The 15,845-nt window shown below is 63.1% G+C and carries 20 protein-coding genes and 1 pseudogene; 10 read left to right on the forward strand and 11 right to left on the reverse strand.

Annotated elements, in window-relative coordinates:
- Positions 1-77: 77 nt before the first annotated feature.
- A complete protein-coding gene (locus ABD050_RS01110; protein WP_343887271.1) occupies positions 78-2,501 on the reverse strand; it encodes a TonB-dependent receptor in 2,424 nt (807 codons plus the stop codon).
- Between the two features lie 194 nt (positions 2,502-2,695).
- On the opposite strand from ABD050_RS01110, the gene ABD050_RS01115 reads away from it, so the two are divergent.
- From ABD050_RS01115 to ABD050_RS28985, 5 genes and pseudogenes are all read left to right on the forward strand, one after another.
- Complete coding sequence (locus tag ABD050_RS01115) at positions 2,696-3,637, forward strand: glutaminase (protein ID WP_343887272.1); 942 nt, start codon at positions 2,696-2,698, stop codon at positions 3,635-3,637.
- A 6-nt stretch (positions 3,638-3,643) separates the two neighbouring features.
- Positions 3,644-3,964, forward strand: coding sequence for a hypothetical protein (locus ABD050_RS01120; protein WP_343887273.1), 321 nt, complete (start codon positions 3,644-3,646; stop codon positions 3,962-3,964).
- Positions 3,965-4,054: 90 nt separating this feature from the next.
- Positions 4,055-4,261, forward strand: coding sequence for a ParD-like family protein (locus ABD050_RS01125; RefSeq protein ID WP_343887274.1), 207 nt, complete (start codon positions 4,055-4,057; stop codon positions 4,259-4,261).
- Entirely contained in the window at positions 4,261-5,019 is a 759-nt protein-coding gene (gene map / locus ABD050_RS01130; RefSeq protein ID WP_343887275.1) for a type I methionyl aminopeptidase, read from the forward strand. Before ABD050_RS01125 ends, map begins: the two co-directional genes overlap by 1 nt.
- A pseudogene (locus ABD050_RS28985) lies at positions 5,020-5,233 on the forward strand (glutaminase); the annotation flags it as partial.
- Positions 5,234-5,239: 6 nt separating this feature from the next.
- On the opposite strand, the gene ABD050_RS01140 reads toward ABD050_RS28985, so the two are convergent.
- Positions 5,240-5,428, reverse strand: a complete 189-nt coding sequence (locus ABD050_RS01140; protein WP_343887276.1) for a hypothetical protein — start codon at positions 5,426-5,428, stop codon at positions 5,240-5,242.
- 321 nt (positions 5,429-5,749) lie between these two features.
- On the opposite strand from ABD050_RS01140, the gene ABD050_RS01145 reads away from it, so the two are divergent.
- Complete coding sequence (locus ABD050_RS01145; protein WP_343887277.1) at positions 5,750-6,082, forward strand: hypothetical protein; 333 nt, start codon at positions 5,750-5,752, stop codon at positions 6,080-6,082.
- 106 nt (positions 6,083-6,188) lie between these two features.
- Positions 6,189-6,956, forward strand: a complete 768-nt coding sequence (locus ABD050_RS01150; protein ID WP_343887278.1) for a hypothetical protein — start codon at positions 6,189-6,191, stop codon at positions 6,954-6,956.
- Between the two features lie 105 nt (positions 6,957-7,061).
- Here the strand turns inward: ABD050_RS01150 and ABD050_RS01155 are convergent, their stop codons facing one another.
- From ABD050_RS01155 to ABD050_RS01170, 4 genes are read right to left on the reverse strand one after another with little or no spacing between them, the layout of a single operon-like run.
- Positions 7,062-7,835, reverse strand: coding sequence for a DUF6624 domain-containing protein (locus tag ABD050_RS01155; RefSeq protein WP_343887279.1), 774 nt, complete (start codon positions 7,833-7,835; stop codon positions 7,062-7,064).
- Positions 7,786-8,568 carry an ATP-binding cassette domain-containing protein gene (locus ABD050_RS01160; RefSeq protein WP_343887425.1) on the reverse strand — a complete coding sequence of 261 codons (783 nt, stop codon included), beginning with the start codon at positions 8,566-8,568 and terminating at the stop codon, positions 7,786-7,788. The genes ABD050_RS01155 and ABD050_RS01160 overlap by 50 nt, the downstream gene beginning before the upstream one ends.
- Positions 8,565-8,936, reverse strand: a complete 372-nt coding sequence (locus ABD050_RS01165) for a type II toxin-antitoxin system VapC family toxin (RefSeq protein WP_343887280.1) — start codon at positions 8,934-8,936, stop codon at positions 8,565-8,567. Before ABD050_RS01165 ends, ABD050_RS01160 begins: the two co-directional genes overlap by 4 nt.
- Before the next feature lie 10 nt (positions 8,937-8,946).
- Positions 8,947-9,195: an AbrB/MazE/SpoVT family DNA-binding domain-containing protein gene (locus ABD050_RS01170; protein WP_343887281.1), complete on the reverse strand. Its 249-nt coding sequence runs from the start codon at positions 9,193-9,195 to the stop codon at positions 8,947-8,949.
- An 813-nt stretch (positions 9,196-10,008) separates the two neighbouring features.
- Between ABD050_RS01170 and ABD050_RS01175 the strand changes: the two genes are divergently transcribed.
- Positions 10,009-10,518 (forward strand): hypothetical protein, encoded by a 510-nt coding sequence (locus ABD050_RS01175; protein ID WP_343887282.1) that lies wholly within the window; start codon positions 10,009-10,011, stop codon positions 10,516-10,518.
- 537 nt (positions 10,519-11,055) lie between these two features.
- On the opposite strand, the gene ABD050_RS01180 is transcribed toward ABD050_RS01175, so the two are convergent.
- The 3 genes from ABD050_RS01180 to ABD050_RS01190 all read right to left on the reverse strand — a co-directional run bounded on the left by ABD050_RS01180 (position 11,056) and on the right by ABD050_RS01190 (position 12,644).
- A complete protein-coding gene (locus ABD050_RS01180; RefSeq protein ID WP_343887283.1) occupies positions 11,056-11,625 on the reverse strand; it encodes a manganese efflux pump MntP in 570 nt (189 codons plus the stop codon).
- A 465-nt stretch (positions 11,626-12,090) separates the two neighbouring features.
- Positions 12,091-12,417 carry a type II toxin-antitoxin system RelE/ParE family toxin gene (locus tag ABD050_RS01185; RefSeq protein ID WP_343887284.1) on the reverse strand — a complete coding sequence of 109 codons (327 nt, stop codon included), beginning with the start codon at positions 12,415-12,417 and terminating at the stop codon, positions 12,091-12,093.
- On the reverse strand, positions 12,414-12,644 hold the full coding sequence (locus ABD050_RS01190; protein ID WP_343887285.1) for a type II toxin-antitoxin system ParD family antitoxin: 231 nt from the start codon (positions 12,642-12,644) through the stop codon (positions 12,414-12,416). The genes ABD050_RS01185 and ABD050_RS01190 overlap by 4 nt, the downstream gene beginning before the upstream one ends.
- Positions 12,645-12,838: 194 nt before the next feature.
- On the opposite strand from ABD050_RS01190, the gene ABD050_RS01195 reads away from it, so the two are divergent.
- On the forward strand, positions 12,839-14,233 hold the full coding sequence (locus tag ABD050_RS01195; RefSeq protein WP_343887286.1) for an ethanolamine ammonia-lyase subunit EutB: 1,395 nt from the start codon (positions 12,839-12,841) through the stop codon (positions 14,231-14,233).
- A complete protein-coding gene (eutC, locus tag ABD050_RS01200) occupies positions 14,226-14,972 on the forward strand; it encodes an ethanolamine ammonia-lyase subunit EutC (RefSeq protein WP_343887287.1) in 747 nt (248 codons plus the stop codon). Before ABD050_RS01195 ends, eutC begins: the two co-directional genes overlap by 8 nt.
- 5 nt (positions 14,973-14,977) lie before the next feature.
- Here the strand turns inward: eutC and ABD050_RS01205 are convergent, their stop codons facing one another.
- Both ABD050_RS01205 and ABD050_RS01210 read right to left on the reverse strand, forming a co-directional pair.
- Entirely contained in the window at positions 14,978-15,154 is a 177-nt protein-coding gene (locus ABD050_RS01205; RefSeq protein ID WP_343887288.1) for a DUF4169 family protein, read from the reverse strand.
- Between the two features lie 50 nt (positions 15,155-15,204).
- Complete coding sequence (locus tag ABD050_RS01210; RefSeq protein ID WP_343887289.1) at positions 15,205-15,795, reverse strand: hypothetical protein; 591 nt, start codon at positions 15,793-15,795, stop codon at positions 15,205-15,207.
- Between the last annotated feature and the right edge of the window lie 50 nt (positions 15,796-15,845).

A 15,845-nucleotide genomic window follows, 5' to 3' on the forward strand; every position in this document is an offset into this window, starting at 1 on the left:
CCTGCGCCCCGGTGATCCGGCGACCGTCGAGCAGGCGCGCCTTGTCCGCGGGACAAGGCACGCCCGTCGGACCAGCGCTAGAATCCCACGCTCACCGTGCCGAACACCTGGCGCGGCGCCAGCGGGAAGGCATTGTAGGTGTTGGTCGGCTGCGCGATGCTCAGCGTCGAGGCGCCCGTCTGGTTGGTGATGTTGGTCACGTTCACGCTGACCGACAGCTTCTTGACGACCGCGCCGCCCGGCAGGGGAATGGTCGCGCCGATCCGGCCGGAGAGCGTGAAATAGCCCTTTGCTGACAGATCGTTGGTGAAGGTCGCAAAGCGCCGCCCCATATAGTCGCCGACCAGCTGCGCGTCGAAGACCCCGTAATCGGCCGACACAACCGTCTTGTTGAGCCACTCGGGCGATCCCGGCACTTTCTTGTCCGCGGTCAGCACCACTGTCTGGGCGAGGCCGACCAGATAGTTCTGCATGTACCGCGAGTCATTGTAGGAGAGCGCGTTGTAGATCGAGAAATGCGGCCCGAAGTGCAGCGTGCCGGCGAGATCGATGCCGTTGGTCTTCACGTCGCCGACATTCTGGATCACCGCCGCGCCGCTGATGATCGATGTGATCACCGTGGTCGGGCTGATCGCGAGCAGGCGGTTGCTGAAATCGACATGGTAGAAGCTGATCTGCCCCTCGAAGCCGGTGATCGGGCCCCAGGCGAGCGCCTTGTGGGTGCGGGCGCCGACCTCATAGGTCCAGCTCGTCTCGGGCTTCACATTTGCCTTGAACGCGTCGAACACTTCCTGGCTGCCGAGCGCGAAGGGCGACAGGCCCGCGGCTGCGCTGGTCTGGAACTGGCGGACATTCTTCTGGACGTTGAGGAAGGCCTGGCTGTCGGGGCTGACATCCCAGAGCAGCCCGATCTGCGGCAGGAAGGGCGTGTCGGTGTTGAGCTGGCCGACGGGCAGCGCGGTCGAGCCGGAGAAGGAGCCCGGGATCGGCTGAACCGGGACGCGCTGGCTCGCCTTCTGGAAGGCGCTCTTGAAACCGAGCAGGACGGTCAGCGTGGGCAGGGCGTGCCAGCTGTCCTGGATATGGGTCTGGATCTCGTCGACCCGGATTTCGCTGCCATATTGCGTGATCTGCGGCGCTTCATAGTCGAGCGGGCGGGTATAGGGCGAGCTGGGGTGATTGACGTCGAGCGCATACCAGCGCCGATAGGATGACGAGCTTTGATGCTCGTACCAGCCGCCAAGCTCGATCTGGTGGTCGCCGAGCTCGACCTGAAGCGTCGAGATCAGGCCTTCGCGGTCGATCCGATATTCAGTCGTGCGGCTGGCGAGGCCCGAGCCGCCGAACTGCGCGTTGAGCTGGGCTGCGGTCAGGGTCGGGAAATATTTGGCGAACAGCCCGGGAAGCCCGGCGACGTCGATCGGCCCGGCGACCACGCCGACGCCGTCGTCATGATGGTAATAGCCCTGGTTCGACCAGCTGATCTTGTCGCTGATATGAAGGTCATATTTCGCATAGCCGAGATAGTCGGTCCGCTGCGCGTCGCTGTAATAGTTGCGATAGTTGGAGCCTGCCGCCTTGTAGGCGGGCGATGCCAGATACGCCTCCATCCCGGCAAAGTCGGGATAGAAGAAGGGGCGCGTATAGGGCGCCGTCCCGACGGTCGCGGCGGTGATGACGGTCGCGTCCTCGTTCGGCTCGGTCTTGTCCGAATAGGCGCCGTAGAGGGTCAGCTTGCCGGTCGAATCGTCGTGAACGAACTTGGCGTTCGCCTGATAGCCGCCCTGCTTGCCCTGGAAATCCCAGGCCCGGCCGTCCTGGCGCACGCCCGAGAGATAGAGCGCATTGCCGTTCCCGAAAGTGCCGGTGTCGACGCGCACAAAGGTACGGAAGCTCGAATAGCTGCCGACGGTCTGGCTGATCGTCGCGCCCATCTTATCCTTCGGGTCGCTCGAGAAGGTGTCGATGGTGCCGCCGAGATTGCTCGTCGAGGCAGTGCCGAGATCGCCCGCGCCCGAGGCAAGGGTCACCCGGCCGACATTCTCCGAGATGATCGCACGTTGCGGTGACAAGCCATTGTAATTGCCATATTGCTGGTCGCCGAGCGGAACCCCGTCAAGCGTATAGCCGAGCTGCTGCTGGTTGAAGCCGTGGATGAACAGCGAGATGTTCTGCTCATTGTTGCCCCAGGGATCGGCGGTGAGATAGGTCACGCCGGGCAGGGTCTGGATTGCCTTTAACGGGCTGATGCCCGGCAGGATCTTCTGGATCTCGACGCCGGAGACTTCAGCCACGGACCGGGTCTTGCGGCCGGTGACGACGATCTCGCTGTCGCCGGCGGGCGCGTCCGCATCGGTGGCCTTCGCGGGCGCAGCGTCGGTATCGGGGGCCTTCGCCGGCGCCGCATCGGACGAGCCAGCGGCCCGGGCGGGCGTGCCGACCAGCAGCGCGAGCATGGCGACTGTCCCAAGCAACGGCTTGCGAATGGCGGATTTCTTCATGGTTTGACCCCCAACCGGGTTCCGTTCAGTCGGAACCTCCGATGGGGGTGCGGCTAGGCGCGCTGTGCGACGCCGGGGTTACAGCCAGGCTACGGTTTTAATATTTTGCTGCGGTGCGGGATAGCTGCGGCCATGTCAGGCTTCGCCGATCGAGAAGCTGCTGTTCACAGCCCGGCCGCTCGCTAAAAGCGGCTATGCCCGGGCTCGCAACCATCATCGCCGAGATCGCCGCTGAAATGGCGGAAGCGCCGCATCGCGGCATGGTGGCGGATTACATCCCCGCGCTGGCGACGGTCGATCCGCGCAAATTCGGCATCGCGGTGGTCGAGGCCGACGGCACCTGCCACATGGCCGGCGACGCCGACGAGGCCTTTTCGATCCAGAGCATCTCGAAGGTCTTCAGTCTGACCCTTGCGCTGGGCTCGATCGGCGACAAGGTGTGGGAGCGGGTGGGGCGCGAGCCTTCGGGCACTGCGTTCAACTCGATCGTCCAGCTCGAGACCGAGGCGGGCATCCCGCGCAATCCCTTCATCAATGCCGGCGCGATCGTCATCGCCGACATGATCCTCGGCAATCACGCGCCGCGCGAGGCGATCGGCGAGATCCTCCGCTTCGTGCGGTCGCTGGCCGGGGAAGACGGCATCTTCGTCGACGGCGCCGTCGCGGCGGCCGAGCAGGAGACCGGATTCCGCAACATCGCGCTCGCCAACTATATGCGCGCGTTCGGGAATATCCGCCATCAGGTCGAACTGACGCTCGGCGTCTATTTCAACCAGTGCGCGCTGGCGATGAGCTGCCGCCAACTCGCGCTTGCCGGGCGCTATCTGATGGCGGGCGGGATCAACCCGGCGACCGGCCATTCAGTCATCTCGCCGCGGCGCGCCCGCCGCATCAACGCGCTGATGATGACCTGCGGCCATTATGACGGCTCGGGCGAATTCGCCTTCCGGGTCGGCCTGCCGGGCAAATCCGGCGTCGGCGGGGGCATCCTCGCGATCGCGCCGGGGCGGGCCTCGATCGCCGTGTGGTCGCCGGGGCTGAACGCGCGGGGCAATTCGCAGCTCGGCGCGCTGGCGCTGGAGCGGCTGGTGCACCGGACCGGCTGGTCGGTGTTCGAGCCGGTGGTTGGGGGCTGACGGCGGATGAGCACGGCGGAAATCATCGGCGCGGTCCTGTTCGTGCCCGCGTTGGACTGGGTGGGCGTGACCCGCGTCGCTGACTATTATTCGGACTTCGACTACCGCTATTGGCCGCTGGAACGGTTGCGCCTGATCAGCCTCTTCTTGCTCGCGGCAGCCACCATTACGGTAGGCGTTTTTGCCAGTCCCGACGATCCGCCCTTGTGGCCCCTGATGCTCTTCGTCGCCGCCGCCGCCGCATGGGCGATCATTGCTCTCCGCGATATCAACGCGCAACGCCGAACCGGATATCGCAACCCGCCCCGATATTCCGAGCGAGATTAGGACTCCGGCACGCACTGCCACCAACTCGTTGACCGCAGAATATACGAACCGTATATGGTTCGTACTTTCAAGCGAGCGCCGAGGGATCCGATGGGCATTGTGAAAATCGACGGCGAACTTCACGAGGAGGCGCGCCGGGCCAGCACGGTCATGTGCCGGTCGATCAATGCCCAGGCCGAGTTCTGGATGAAGATCGGCATGCTCGCCGAGGCCAATCCCACCCTGTCGTTCAACGAGATCGTGAAGATGCAGTTCGAGATCGCGCATGTCAGCATGGCCGGCGCGATGGCTGCCTGATGGTCAAGACGCTCGATGAGCTGATGCTCATGCGAACCTCCGGCAGGCTGCTCGCCTCGGTTTTCGAGATGCTGGACGGGCAGGATCTCGCCGGCATGTCGACGATGCAGGTCAATGACCTGGTCGAGCGCTTCATCACCGTCGATCTCGCCGCGCGGCCGGCGAGCAAGGGGCAATATGGCTTCAAATATGTCCTGAACTGCTCGATCAACCATGTCGTGTGCCACGGCGTGCCCGACCCCGACGAGATCATCCGGGACGGCGACATCATCAATCTCGACATCACGCTGGAAAAGAACGGCTTCATCGCCGATTCGAGCAAGACCTATCTCGTCGGCAATGCGCCGCCGGCGGCGCGGCGGCTGGTCCAGGTGACGCAGGAGGCGCTGTGGAAAGGCATCAGGGCGGTGCGGCCCGGTGCGCATCTGGGGGACATCGGTTTCGCGATCGAGCGGCATGCCAAGAAGAACGGCTATTCGGTCGTGCGGGATTATTGCGGGCACGGCATCGGCCGGCAGATGCACGAGGAGCCGCAGATCCTCCATTTCGGCAGGCCGGGGGCAGGGCTGAAACTGCGGGAGGGCATGGTGTTCACCATCGAGCCGATGCTGAACCAGGGCAGCCGCCTGGTTTCGACCGAGCAGGACGGCTGGACGGTCGTCACGAAGGACCGGAAGCTGTCGGCCCAGTTCGAGCACACCGTGGCGGTGACCGGGGACGGCGTCGAGGTGCTCACCTTGCGGCGTGATGGGACGTGAGGCCATTATGACGGCTCGGGCGAATTCGCCGTCCGGGTCGGTCTGCCGGGCAAATCCGGCGTTGGCGGCCGCGATGTGGTCGCCCGGGCTTAATGCACCGGGCAATTCGCAGCTGGGCGCGCTGTTGCCGGTGCGAAACAACGGTGCCTTTGGCGGCCCAGGGCCGAGATGCTGCGACCACGATCGCGAAAAGCTGGCTGTTCCTGGCTGTTAATGTCGACTATATTATTTGCTGGCTGTTATGTTGGATTTCGAACCGGGGTTTCTGGCTTCCTTTCAGATGGTTGCGGCCGGGCTGGCTGTTATCGAATAACAGCCAGCTAACAGCCAGCATAACAGCCAGCTTTCTGGCTGTTCCGGCCCATAACAGCCAGCTATCAGCCAGCGCCGATTTTCCCTTGATATTCATGCTGAGAAAGAGCGGGACGGGCGGCCGAGGAGCGTTCCGTCCGATCCCACCCTGCCATGGTCAGCCCCCCGGTTTGAATCGGAACCGGGCACCCGCGGCGGTCAGCAACGCTCATCGCAGGCCTCGAACACTGCGATCATGTCTGCGATTCCCCTCGCTGGGCGCGGTCCACTTCAATCGCCCGTCGAACGGGCCAGCGCAACCGGCGCTCCAGGCCAGTATGCGCGGCCGCGCGTGTCGCGGCCAATATCAACGCAACAGATTGCTTTGCAGACAATCCGTTTCATCGATAGTCTCCCTGCGACGAGACCGAGGTTCGATGTGGTTCGCGATCCGCTCTTTTATGCTACGATTGCCGGTACATTCGGGGTCATTTTCGCGAATGATCGTTTTCGACATGAGAGGCCCGCGAAAAGGGTTGTGATCGGCTGCGCGGGAATGTGCCTGTCGTTGCTGGCTTATATCGGCATGAACCGGTTTCTTCCACGGCCGGTGCCGGGCGAGAATGCGCTGCTTCACGAAATTGCGGCGCTGGCAGCATCCGCGTTCGTTGCCTTGGGAGCTGTCTTCTCAGCCATGCAAATCCTGGGTGGCGCCGTTCAGAGCTTCAAAAGGTGGCGTTATTATCGGCGCAATCCGCACATCAATCGATAGCCCCGCGCTCACCGAATGTCGCAATGCCGCTTTCGGCGTGCCCAAAACCGGGTCATAGCTGTCGTCCGCACCGGAGAAGCCGGACCGGCGCGCCAAGGGACAGGCAATGGCATTGACGCCCGACGAGATACTGGCCCTGAAGATCGGCGACCGATCGGTTGGCGAGGCCCTGGAGAGCGCGATTCAGTCAGGCGCGGTGCGGCAAGGGGCTGACGGCTTGCTCGAGCTGCCGGGCGGCCCGAGGCGCTCCTATTTCGCGTTCATCGACAATGGCCCGGCGATGAACTGCGTGTTCCTGAACAGCTTCCTGTTCAGCCAGGTTTATCGCAAGGCGGCCGTGCCCAAGGGCTGCGAGCCCTGTTACAAGGTCAAGCTGGTGCCGCGGAGCCTGCGCGAGCTGGTGGCGCTGTACGAAGTCGCGCGCGCCATTCCGTGCGGGTCCAAATGGGGGGTCGATTTCTTCAATCCCCATAGCCAGAATCTCTATGCCGGCTATTTCTTCGTCGATGGGCTCGAGGCGGCGCGCGCGCTGGTGCCCCTCGTGCGCGAGGCGATCGCGGGCAATGCGAAGATCGGCGATGACCTGCCCATCGTCATCAAGCGCGGCTGCTCCAATTACGAGGTCGCGCTCGGCCCTTCCGAATCCTATAGTTTCAGGCCGGAGTTGAGCGAGATAGAGAGCTATCTTCAGACCCGGTGGCGGCCGCCCAAGCTGAGCACGAAGAGCCTTGCCGAGATCCTGTACGGAACCTGGGTGCCCTTTGCCTTCCAGATCGGCGACGACAGCTATCTCGATTTCACCGGGGGGAAGCCGCTCCACCGCAAGACGCAGACCTATGATCTGACGGAGGCGGTTCCCGCGCAGGACGGCTGACATGGCATCGGCGAAACCCGCCCCCGGGCAGCTAACCGATGTGGAGAGGCACCAACCGACTCTCACCTTCGGCAGCACGGCCTCACCTCAGACTACGCAAGTCCTTCACGAATTACATTTGCCAACGTCCCTTACGAAATCATCGATATATGCTTTGATCGGACCCAGCTCCATTTGTGCGCGACGGGTATCGACGCTTGCTTCGTCCTCAATCGGGAACGTCCCCCAATTTCCCGCCTTGCAGATCAACTGGCTGCCGTAGATTTGCTTACCCGTAATCTTCAGCATCACGCGATCCGTGAGAAGCGCATATCTGCGCTTCGAGATCTTTGGCTTCCCAGGGCTGAGGATGGGGTCTAACTCACGCAGGATACGATATTGGAAGAGCGGGTCCTGGTCCGCGTGCTGCACCAGCAGCCACGCGGCATCCGATGCTTCCGCACCATATTTTTCGGTATCGACCCAGCCATCCCGGCTAACCACTTCCTTCAACCAAGCAGTGTCATCGCGATCGACCTTCCGTATCGCCAGCCAGACCCTGCCTCGGACGATGGCCATTTGATCCTTGGAGAGGCTTGCGCCTCCAAAGCGTTCAGCCATGGCTGCCTGGCGCAGCATCTGGTCTATCAGGACCCTTGCCCTCAGCTTGTCCCGGAGTGACGCATCGTCGCTCAACGAGATTTGCCGCGCAGCGTCCACTGCCCAGGCGATAGCGTCGGCGGCCACATCTGCTCCGGCCAGGATCGACCGAAAGGCATTGATATTATCGGTTGCCAGATGGGGGATCGAGATTCCCACTTCGTCGCAAACGAAGTCGCCGAAAGGGCCGTCATTGGCCTGCGGAGCGACGATCCCGGCAGAGAGCATTTGCTGCTGCATCTCTTTCTGGTCGTCGTCCTTGCACTTGCGTAGCCAGTCTTGGATCGCGACCCATGCGGCCTTGTCTGCAGCAGGGGCATCCGCGAAGCGGCCACGCATCCACTCGTAATCCCCAGGCTCGAAATGCCCCGATGTGAGATAGGGGAGAAGCGCGGCGGGAGGTGGCGTCGCAGCAACCGCTCGGCCAAAGCTGCCGGTCGCGCTCAATGCCAAGGCCGGTAGCAGAAATAGTCGAAGCTTCCCAAGACATATGCTCTTCATTCGCACCATGTCTCGCCTCCCTCACTCGTCCCGAACCAGCGAACCGGTATCTTGCGGATGCATGCCGCAGCGTCTCCTCGCGATGCGCAACGGTGATCCGCGTTACTTCCAGATTGTCGAGATTGCACGCGATGATCTTTTCGCATTCGGCGTCGAGATGCGATGTCGCCTCGTCCATGACAATGAAGGAAGGTTCGCGGTAAAGCGTTCTCGCGATCAGGATGCGCTGCCGCTGACCACTGGAAAGCGACGAGCCCATGTCGCCGATAAGCGTTCGGTACTTGAGCGGCATCGCTTCGATATCATGCGCGATGCCCACCAGCTCGGCTACATGCCGGATCCGTTCTTCCGACGGTTCTGCTTCGAACATGCAGATGTTGTCGGAGAGCGTACCGGTAAACAGCGTGTCATCCTGCAGCACTGCCGAGAGCTGCCGGTGGTAGTTGCGATACCCGAATTCGCCGATGGCTATCGAGCGACCTTGATCGCGATATCCAGATCGAGGTCACCCCAAACCCGGTCGGTAGTCATTGCGGTCGCGCCGGCCATAGCGGCAGAAGCGAGGCAGGCACGGTCGCCAAGTGACAAACCGGCAGCGCGCGTCGCCTGTCGAAGCAAACCCGCGCGCATCGCTTGCGGTTGGTCGAACGCGACGACGTCAAGATCAAGCTCTGCCAGGCTATCGGCTATGACGCTTTCCGGTACCGCGCGCTCCTGCAACTTCGCCACCACCTCGGACAGGTTTACAGCAGAGATGCGCGCGTTCGGCAGAATCGCATGGACGGCGTCGGCACCGGCCTCGCCGAGCATCAGCGCGAGCAACGCCGACGCGTCGAGCATATAAGCACCATCACTCACCGGCGGCTTCGGCGCGGCGATCAGCGATCAGCTCTTCTGAAAGGCTGGTGTCGGCGGGCACGTACTTGCGCAGGCGCGCCTGAACACGCGACACGGCGTCGCGCAACGGCCGAACGTGGATTTCACCATCGACGACTTCGAGCAGGACGGTGTCGCCATCCGCAAGCGCGAGCATTCGACGCATCTCAGCCGGCAGTTGCAACCTGCCGCCCGACACTAATTTTCCGCGCCGAACATTCATGGCATCGGACTCCGTATCTGTATGATAGAGAATACTATACAGATTTATGAATTGCTACACGTTGATGCCGTTGCGCCGCGAATTGTCGCCTAGCTGCGTTGGGACGTTCCGCTCCATCGCCTCGACTCATGTCTTAAATGGTTGAGCGACGCGCGAAGCGTCCGTCGAATCAATCGCGGCGTCGCGCAAAAATGTACCATGAGCGGACAAAAAAAGGGTCCAGCCAGCCAGGCTGACCGGACCAGGGAAAGAGCCCCCTGTTGAGAGCTCTTCGGGTCGCACCCCCGTTTGAACCGACGACCGCGCGATCGGATTGGATAAATGCGTCAGAAGCGTCGGGTTCGTCGCAATCTCGTCGCAGGCGCGCGGTAGGGGCGGCGACGGACGGCCCGGGCCCCGGCGCGGTTGCCGGAAGCGCGCAATGCTTCGTTGCCCGGTCGCCGGCTAATTAGTATAGTGTCCCTGAAATCTGCGGCCGGCTAATTAGTATAGTGTCCCCGAAATCTCGTGTCCCCGAAATCTCCGTGTCCCCGAAATCTCTCACGCTGAAGCTTCCGAGTGCGAACCAGAGGGGATCGAGCTACTGCGCCAAGCGCACAACCTGTTCTGGGCGGAGTTTAAAATCACCCATGCTACCCAATCTGGAGTTTCAACCTCTCGTCTCTGGCCAAACTTCGGAGAGGAGTTAATTTTTCTGGATGGTCAATACGCAGGCCCTTGTTTTTGCTAGCTCCGCGAGGTTTCGGCCGTACGCTGGACGACGACTGTTGTGAATGCACGGCCCAAATGGGATAAGATAATAACGAGGATACTATGAACACCGCTCTTACGAACTTGGCGATCACTGTCCTTTCTGCCTGTAATATTGCCACGTTATCGAATGCCGAGGAACGCACAATATTATGGCGAGATTTGTATGCAGGCATGCCAAAGGCAGAGGTTAAAGCCGCCTATCCAAAATATAAAGCCGAACTCTATCCAGGGTGTCCTGTTCGTGTCCTGTCGACCTATAAGAACGGCGGCTTAATGAGTGTAATTTTGTTGGGTTCTGACAAAAATGCTCCATGCTATGATAATATTATGAAAGATATGACGTCAAAATATGGCGAAGGAAAAATATCATTTTATAATCAAATGGCCTTTCCGCTTGGAGTCGCAGCCGGTTTAGCCGGAGTTGGCTCGTTCAAACGAAAAGATGCGACCTGGAATTCTGGAGATGTTCAGATATCAGTTATACTGATGCATGAAAAACAAAGAGACTTTAATTTGATTATGAGCGTGGGACCCGATTGGAAAGGTTTTCAACCACTCTCGAGCCGTTAAGGGCTCCCACCATCTTTAGGAGGAAGTAGCGCACTACCTGCTGAAGCAACCGACCCGATAATATGGCCCCGCGTCGATCGCCTCCACCCACTCGTCAGGCGTGAAGCCACACCAGAGCCACCACTTTTCCCCGTTCCCGCCACGGCTCACCGCTATCGGGCCCCGACAAAAAAAGGGTCCGGCCAGCCAGGCTGACCGGACCAGGGAAAGAGCCCCCTGTTGAGAGCTCTTCGGGTCGCACCCCCGTTTGAACCGACGACCGCGCGATCGGATTGGATAAATGCGTCAGAAGCGTCGGGTTCGTCGCAATCTCGTCGCAGGCGGGCGGTAGGGGCGGCGACGGACGGCCCGGGCCCCGGCGCGGTTGCCGGAAGCGCGCAATGCTTCGCTGCCCGGTCGCCGGCTGGCGGCTAATTAGTATAGTGAAGTGCATCCTTCGACTGAGACACGTGAAAGTGTGACAGCATGCCTTCTTCCTATTTCTCCGGGCTCAGGCAATCGAACGCGGAGTGCAGCCGGCCGAAAACGCCGGGACACTCAGGCGGTCAGATGCTCAAACAGAATGACGCTGCCGATCGTGATCAACGTCAGACCGCCGAGCACCTCGGCATAGCGTCCCAGATAGGCGCCGGCATGCTTGCCGACCGTGACGCCGGCGGTCGCGACGACGGTCGTGATCCCACCGATCACAAGGCACGCGACCAGGATATTGACGTGCAGGAAGGCCAGCGTGACGCCCACGGCGGTCGCGTCGATGCTCGTCGCCAGCGCTGTGACGACCAGACGGCCAATCCCCTGCTTCTTCGCAGGCGCATCTTCCGGCGCCGGTCCGGCTCGATAAGCTTGCCAGAGCATGTGACCGCCGACCGCGCCGAGCAGGACAAAGGCGACCCAATGGTCGACCGCGGCGATCCAGGTGCTGAGCGCAAGGCCGACCGCCCAGCCGATCGCTGGCGTGATCGCCTCGAAGAACCCGAAGATCGCGCCGATGCGCAGCGCATCGCGGAACCGCGGCGAGCCGCCCTCGGACCCCTTGCCTACCGCAGCCGCAAAGGCGTCGACGGACAAGCTCAGGCCGAGCCCGCCAAGCGTGATGATACCAACCATGAAACATTCTTCCGCGAGGCCATGACCGAACGACACCGGTCGCCTCCGGCCATGGGAAGCGTGGCGTCGTTGGTCTTGCCGGGCGGGCCTGACGGCGCCGCTGCCCCCGCCACGGACGACCCGAAGGTCCTGTCCGAGCATGTTGACGAGGGCCCCGCTCGACGCGGGTGGCTACTCCCCAAAGAGGAGCGCCGGATAGGGGTGGGGCTGCTGAGAGTCAATCAGCGCGCGAGCGGCCTAACCGGTCAACCCACGCTAACCTGTGTCCGCAGTTGACGGCGCTGTAGAATAATACCGCACCAATACGATAGTTTGTCCGAAGATGAATTGCAACGATTTGTAGAAATCGGCAATAAGTTCTTCGGCAAAAAAATAAAATAATCAAAATTTATGTAGTTACCGACTTATCGTATTATATAAATAGTTTCCCCGAAATAGCCGGTGTCCCCGAAATAGATCGAGGTCTCAACCCTCGCCCTCCTGCATCGACGCGGGGATATCCCGCTGCGCATGGAGCACGCGCCAAATGTCCACATGGTCGCCACGATCGATATAGAAGACCAGATAGGGATAGCGCCTGAGCCTTTGGGTTCGCAGGCCCGGCAGGTTCAGTTCATGGGCATGAAGTGGCGAACCGAGGGCCGGGTTCGCGGCGATGGCGCGCCAGGCGCGCTCCACGGCATCGACGAAACCGACTGCGACCTGCTCGCCCGCCTCCCTGGCGTACCAATCGACTGCCTGTTCGATGTCGAGGCGTGCCCGGGCCCGGGGAACGACCGGTTTCGCGGTCACCGCGCCCGGGCGCGTTCGCGCAACCCATCGAAATAGGCGCTGTCGGCGGGGGCGGTCGGCGGCGAAGCTGCTCCATCAAGCAACAACCCGCGCAGATGCTCGCGATCCTGGTCCCGGCGGATCAGCGCCCGCATATATTCACTGCTCGTCCCATAGCCGCCACTGGCCACCCGCTCGTCGACAAATGTCTTGAGCGTTTCGGGCAACGAAATGTTCATCGTGCTCATGCGCGGAAAAGTAGCGACTTTGGCAAAAATTGGCAAGGTGGCAGCCCTTTGCTTTTGCAGAGGCCGACAGGCGGGCTCGCTTCCCTCCCGCATGGCTATGCTGACGGCTCCAGGCCTGCTGCCGGGCGATTTCGCACGCTTGATCCCTCCGTCTCATCCGCTACGCTCGCCCGGTCCCAGCACGGGAGGTGCCGTTGCCGAGCTACCAGACTGATTGGACCGGCACTCGGCACCGCTTCGCGGATCTGCGCGCGCTTCTCGCCGCGGCGACGCCGCTGCGCTCGGGCGACGTCCTCGCCGGCATCGCCGCCGCCAGCGCCGAGCAGCGCGTCGCCGCGCGGTATCTGCTCGCCGACCTGCCGCTGTCGATCTTCCTGAACGAGCTTGTCGTCCCCTACGAAGCCGACGAAGTCTCGCGGCTGATCATCGACACGCATGATTCCGCCGCCTTCGCCCGCGTCGCGCACCTGACGGTCGGCAGTTTCCGCGAGTGGCTGCTCGACAACGCGACCGACGGCGCCGCCATTGCCGCCATCGCCCCCGGCATCACGCCTGAAATGGCCGCCGCCGTCTCCAAGCTGATGCGCAACCAGGATCTCGTCGCGGCCGCCCGCAAGATCAGCGTCGTCACCGCGTTTCGCGACACGATCGGCCTGCCGGGCCGCTTCTCGACCCGCCTCCAGCCCAACCATCCGACCGACGACCCCGCCGGCATCGCCGCCTCGATCCTCGACGGGCTGCTGCTCGGCTCGGGCGATGCGGTGATCGGGATCAATCCGGCCGGCGACACGCTCGCCTCGGCGGGCGCGTTGCTGTCGCTCGTCGACGAGATCCGCACTGCCTATGCGATCCCGACCCAGTCCTGCGTGCTCACCCATGTCACCAACACGCTGGCGCTGATCGAGCGGGGCGCGCCGGTCGACCTGACCTTCCAGTCGATCGCGGGCAGCGAGGCGGCCAACAAGGGCTTCGGCGTCGATCTCGCCCTGCTGCGCGAGGCGCATGAGGCGACGCTGGCGCTCGGCCGCGGCACGGCCGGGAACAACGTCATGTATTTCGAGACGGGGCAGGGATCGGCGCTGTCGGCCGAGGCGCATCACGGCGTCGACCAGCAGACGATGGAGTGCCGCGCCTATGCCGTCGCGCGCGCCTTCCGGCCGCTGCTGGTCAACTCGGTGGTCGGCTTTATCGGCCCCGAATATCTTTATGACGGCAAGCAGATCCTCCGCGCCGCGCTCGAGGATCATTTCTGCGGCAAGCTGCTCGGCCTGCCGATGGGGCTCGACATCTGCCATACCAACCATGCCGAGGCCGATCAGGACGATATGGACACGATCCTGACCGTGCTGGGCGTGGCCGGCGTCAGCTTCGTGATGGGCGTGCCGGGCGCCGACGACATCATGCTCAACTATCAGTCGACCAGCTTCCATGACGCGCTGTACCTGCGCGCGGTGCTGGGCCTGCGGCCGGCGCCCGAGTTCGAGGCATGGATGGAGAGCGTCGGCCTGCTCGGCGCGGACGGCCGCATTGCCGATCGCGCAGCCCTTGCGCACCGGCCGATCCCCGCGCTGGCCTTTCTCGATGGCTGAACCGCCCGTCCGCCCCGATGTCGCGACCCGGCTGCGCGCGGTGACTCAGGCGCGGATCGCGCTGGGCAGGGCAGGGCAGGCGCTTCCGACCCGGGCGATGCTCGATTTCGAGCTTGCGCACGCCCGGGCACGCGACGCCGTCGAGGCCGTGTTCGACACCACCGGCTTCAGCGCGGCGATCGGCGGGCGCGCGGTGATCGAGGTCGCGAGCCGGGCGCCCGACCATGTCACTTATCTGCAACGCCCCGACCTGGGGCGCCGCCTCGCGGAAGCGGATGCGGCCAGGCTCGCGCCGACGGGCGACGAGGCCGCCTTCGTCATCGGCGACGGTCTTTCGGCCACCGCGGTCCAGGCGCATGCCGCTCCCCTGCTGCGCGCGCTGTTCGAGCGGCTCGCGGGCTGGCGGATCGCGCCGGTCGTGCTGGCGCGCCATGCCCGCGTCGCGCTCGGCGACGAGATCGGGGCGTTGCTCGGGGTCGATCTCGTGGTGATGCTGATCGGCGAACGCCCCGGCCTGAGCGCGCCCGACAGCCTGGGCGCGTATATCACCTGGCAACCCAGGCCCGGCCGGCTCGACAGCGAGCGCAACTGCGTCTCCAACATCCGCCCGCCGCACGGGCTCGATTATGCGCAGGCCGCCGACAGCATCGCCTGGCTGATGGCCGCGGCGCGGACACGACGGCTGACCGGGGTGAAGCTCAAGGACGAGAGCGGCGGAGGCGGGCGGCTGCTTCCCTGAGGAGGTCAGTCCTCGCGCTTCGCGCCGTCGAGCGTCTTGTCGACACGCAGGGTTTCGGCACGCCCGGCCTGTTTCTCCTGCCGGCTCTGCCCGAACTTCACGCGATTGGCGGCTGCCTCGGCTTCAGCCGCCGCCCTGCCGCGCGCCTTGCGGGCAAGCCTGAGGTTGATGATGTCAGCCACGATTGTCCTCCACGCGCGGCATCTTCCCGGATGGTCGACGCAGATGCAAGCTATGCCCGGGTGAAGGTTGCGATCCAGTTCGCCTCCCAGGTCTGCCCGCCGTCAGCGGAAAAGGCCTGTTCGATCCGGAACACCGGCTTGTCGGTATCGGAGAAGATGAAGCGCACCATGATCGCCCGCCCGTTCAGCGTATCGGCATTGTAGAATTCGCCCCGGCTGCCGGTAAAGCCACCGACCATCGGCGGTGTGAGCACGCCGTCGGCGGCGTTCGACCAACTGATGTTCCACTGGCGGGTTTGGGGATTGTAGAGCCTGAGACTCAGGCCCCGGATGCGCCCGGCCGGCCCGGAAACGTCGAGCTCGCCAAGATCTGCGCTGCCGTTCCAGACCTTCCGTACCACTGAAGTGCCGTCATAGTCGGCCCAGTCGGTCGATCCGGTCAGCGGATGGAGGCGCCGCGATATGTGAGCTCGCCATGCGCCGAATTCGAAATCGAAATCATGCGAACCATCGACGAGCACCGGCGCCTGACGGGCCGGCGGCGGCGTGTCCGCCGAGGCGATCGCAGGCGCCATGCCGGCTGCGCCGACAAGGCTCGCGGCGATCAGGTGAAAAACTCCGTTCCAGATACGACAGGTCATTCCCGCTGCTCCTCAGGCTATCGACCGCCCGGCGTCTACCGGGGTAGAAC

The organism is Sphingomonas oligophenolica (assembly GCF_039522915.1).
GTDB classification, from domain to species: Bacteria; Pseudomonadota; Alphaproteobacteria; order Sphingomonadales; family Sphingomonadaceae; genus Sphingomonas; species Sphingomonas oligophenolica.

What these genes read in the sequence shown, in the direction of transcription:
- ABD050_RS01110 (WP_343887271.1), bottom strand. Translation starts at nt 2,501, where the DNA reads ATGAAGAAATCCGCCATTCGCAAGCCGTTGCTTGGGACAGTCGCCATG.
- ABD050_RS01115 (WP_343887272.1), top strand. Translation starts at nt 2,696, where the DNA reads ATGCCCGGGCTCGCAACCATCATCGCCGAGATCGCCGCTGAAATGGCG.
- ABD050_RS01120 (WP_343887273.1), top strand. Translation starts at nt 3,644, where the DNA reads ATGAGCACGGCGGAAATCATCGGCGCGGTCCTGTTCGTGCCCGCGTTG.
- ABD050_RS01125 (WP_343887274.1), top strand. Translation starts at nt 4,055, where the DNA reads ATGGGCATTGTGAAAATCGACGGCGAACTTCACGAGGAGGCGCGCCGG.
- map (WP_343887275.1), top strand. Translation starts at nt 4,261, where the DNA reads ATGGTCAAGACGCTCGATGAGCTGATGCTCATGCGAACCTCCGGCAGG.
- ABD050_RS01140 (WP_343887276.1), bottom strand. Translation starts at nt 5,428, where the DNA reads ATGAATATCAAGGGAAAATCGGCGCTGGCTGATAGCTGGCTGTTATGG.
- ABD050_RS01150 (WP_343887278.1), top strand. Translation starts at nt 6,189, where the DNA reads ATGGCATTGACGCCCGACGAGATACTGGCCCTGAAGATCGGCGACCGA.
- ABD050_RS01155 (WP_343887279.1), bottom strand. Translation starts at nt 7,835, where the DNA reads ATGCAGCAGCAAATGCTCTCTGCCGGGATCGTCGCTCCGCAGGCCAAT.
- ABD050_RS01165 (WP_343887280.1), bottom strand. Translation starts at nt 8,936, where the DNA reads ATGCTCGACGCGTCGGCGTTGCTCGCGCTGATGCTCGGCGAGGCCGGT.
- ABD050_RS01170 (WP_343887281.1), bottom strand. Translation starts at nt 9,195, where the DNA reads ATGAATGTTCGGCGCGGAAAATTAGTGTCGGGCGGCAGGTTGCAACTG.
- ABD050_RS01175 (WP_343887282.1), top strand. Translation starts at nt 10,009, where the DNA reads ATGAACACCGCTCTTACGAACTTGGCGATCACTGTCCTTTCTGCCTGT.
- ABD050_RS01180 (WP_343887283.1), bottom strand. Translation starts at nt 11,625, where the DNA reads ATGGTTGGTATCATCACGCTTGGCGGGCTCGGCCTGAGCTTGTCCGTC.
- ABD050_RS01190 (WP_343887285.1), bottom strand. Translation starts at nt 12,644, where the DNA reads ATGAGCACGATGAACATTTCGTTGCCCGAAACGCTCAAGACATTTGTC.
- eutC (WP_343887287.1), top strand. Translation starts at nt 14,226, where the DNA reads ATGGCTGAACCGCCCGTCCGCCCCGATGTCGCGACCCGGCTGCGCGCG.
- ABD050_RS01210 (WP_343887289.1), bottom strand. Translation starts at nt 15,795, where the DNA reads ATGACCTGTCGTATCTGGAACGGAGTTTTTCACCTGATCGCCGCGAGC.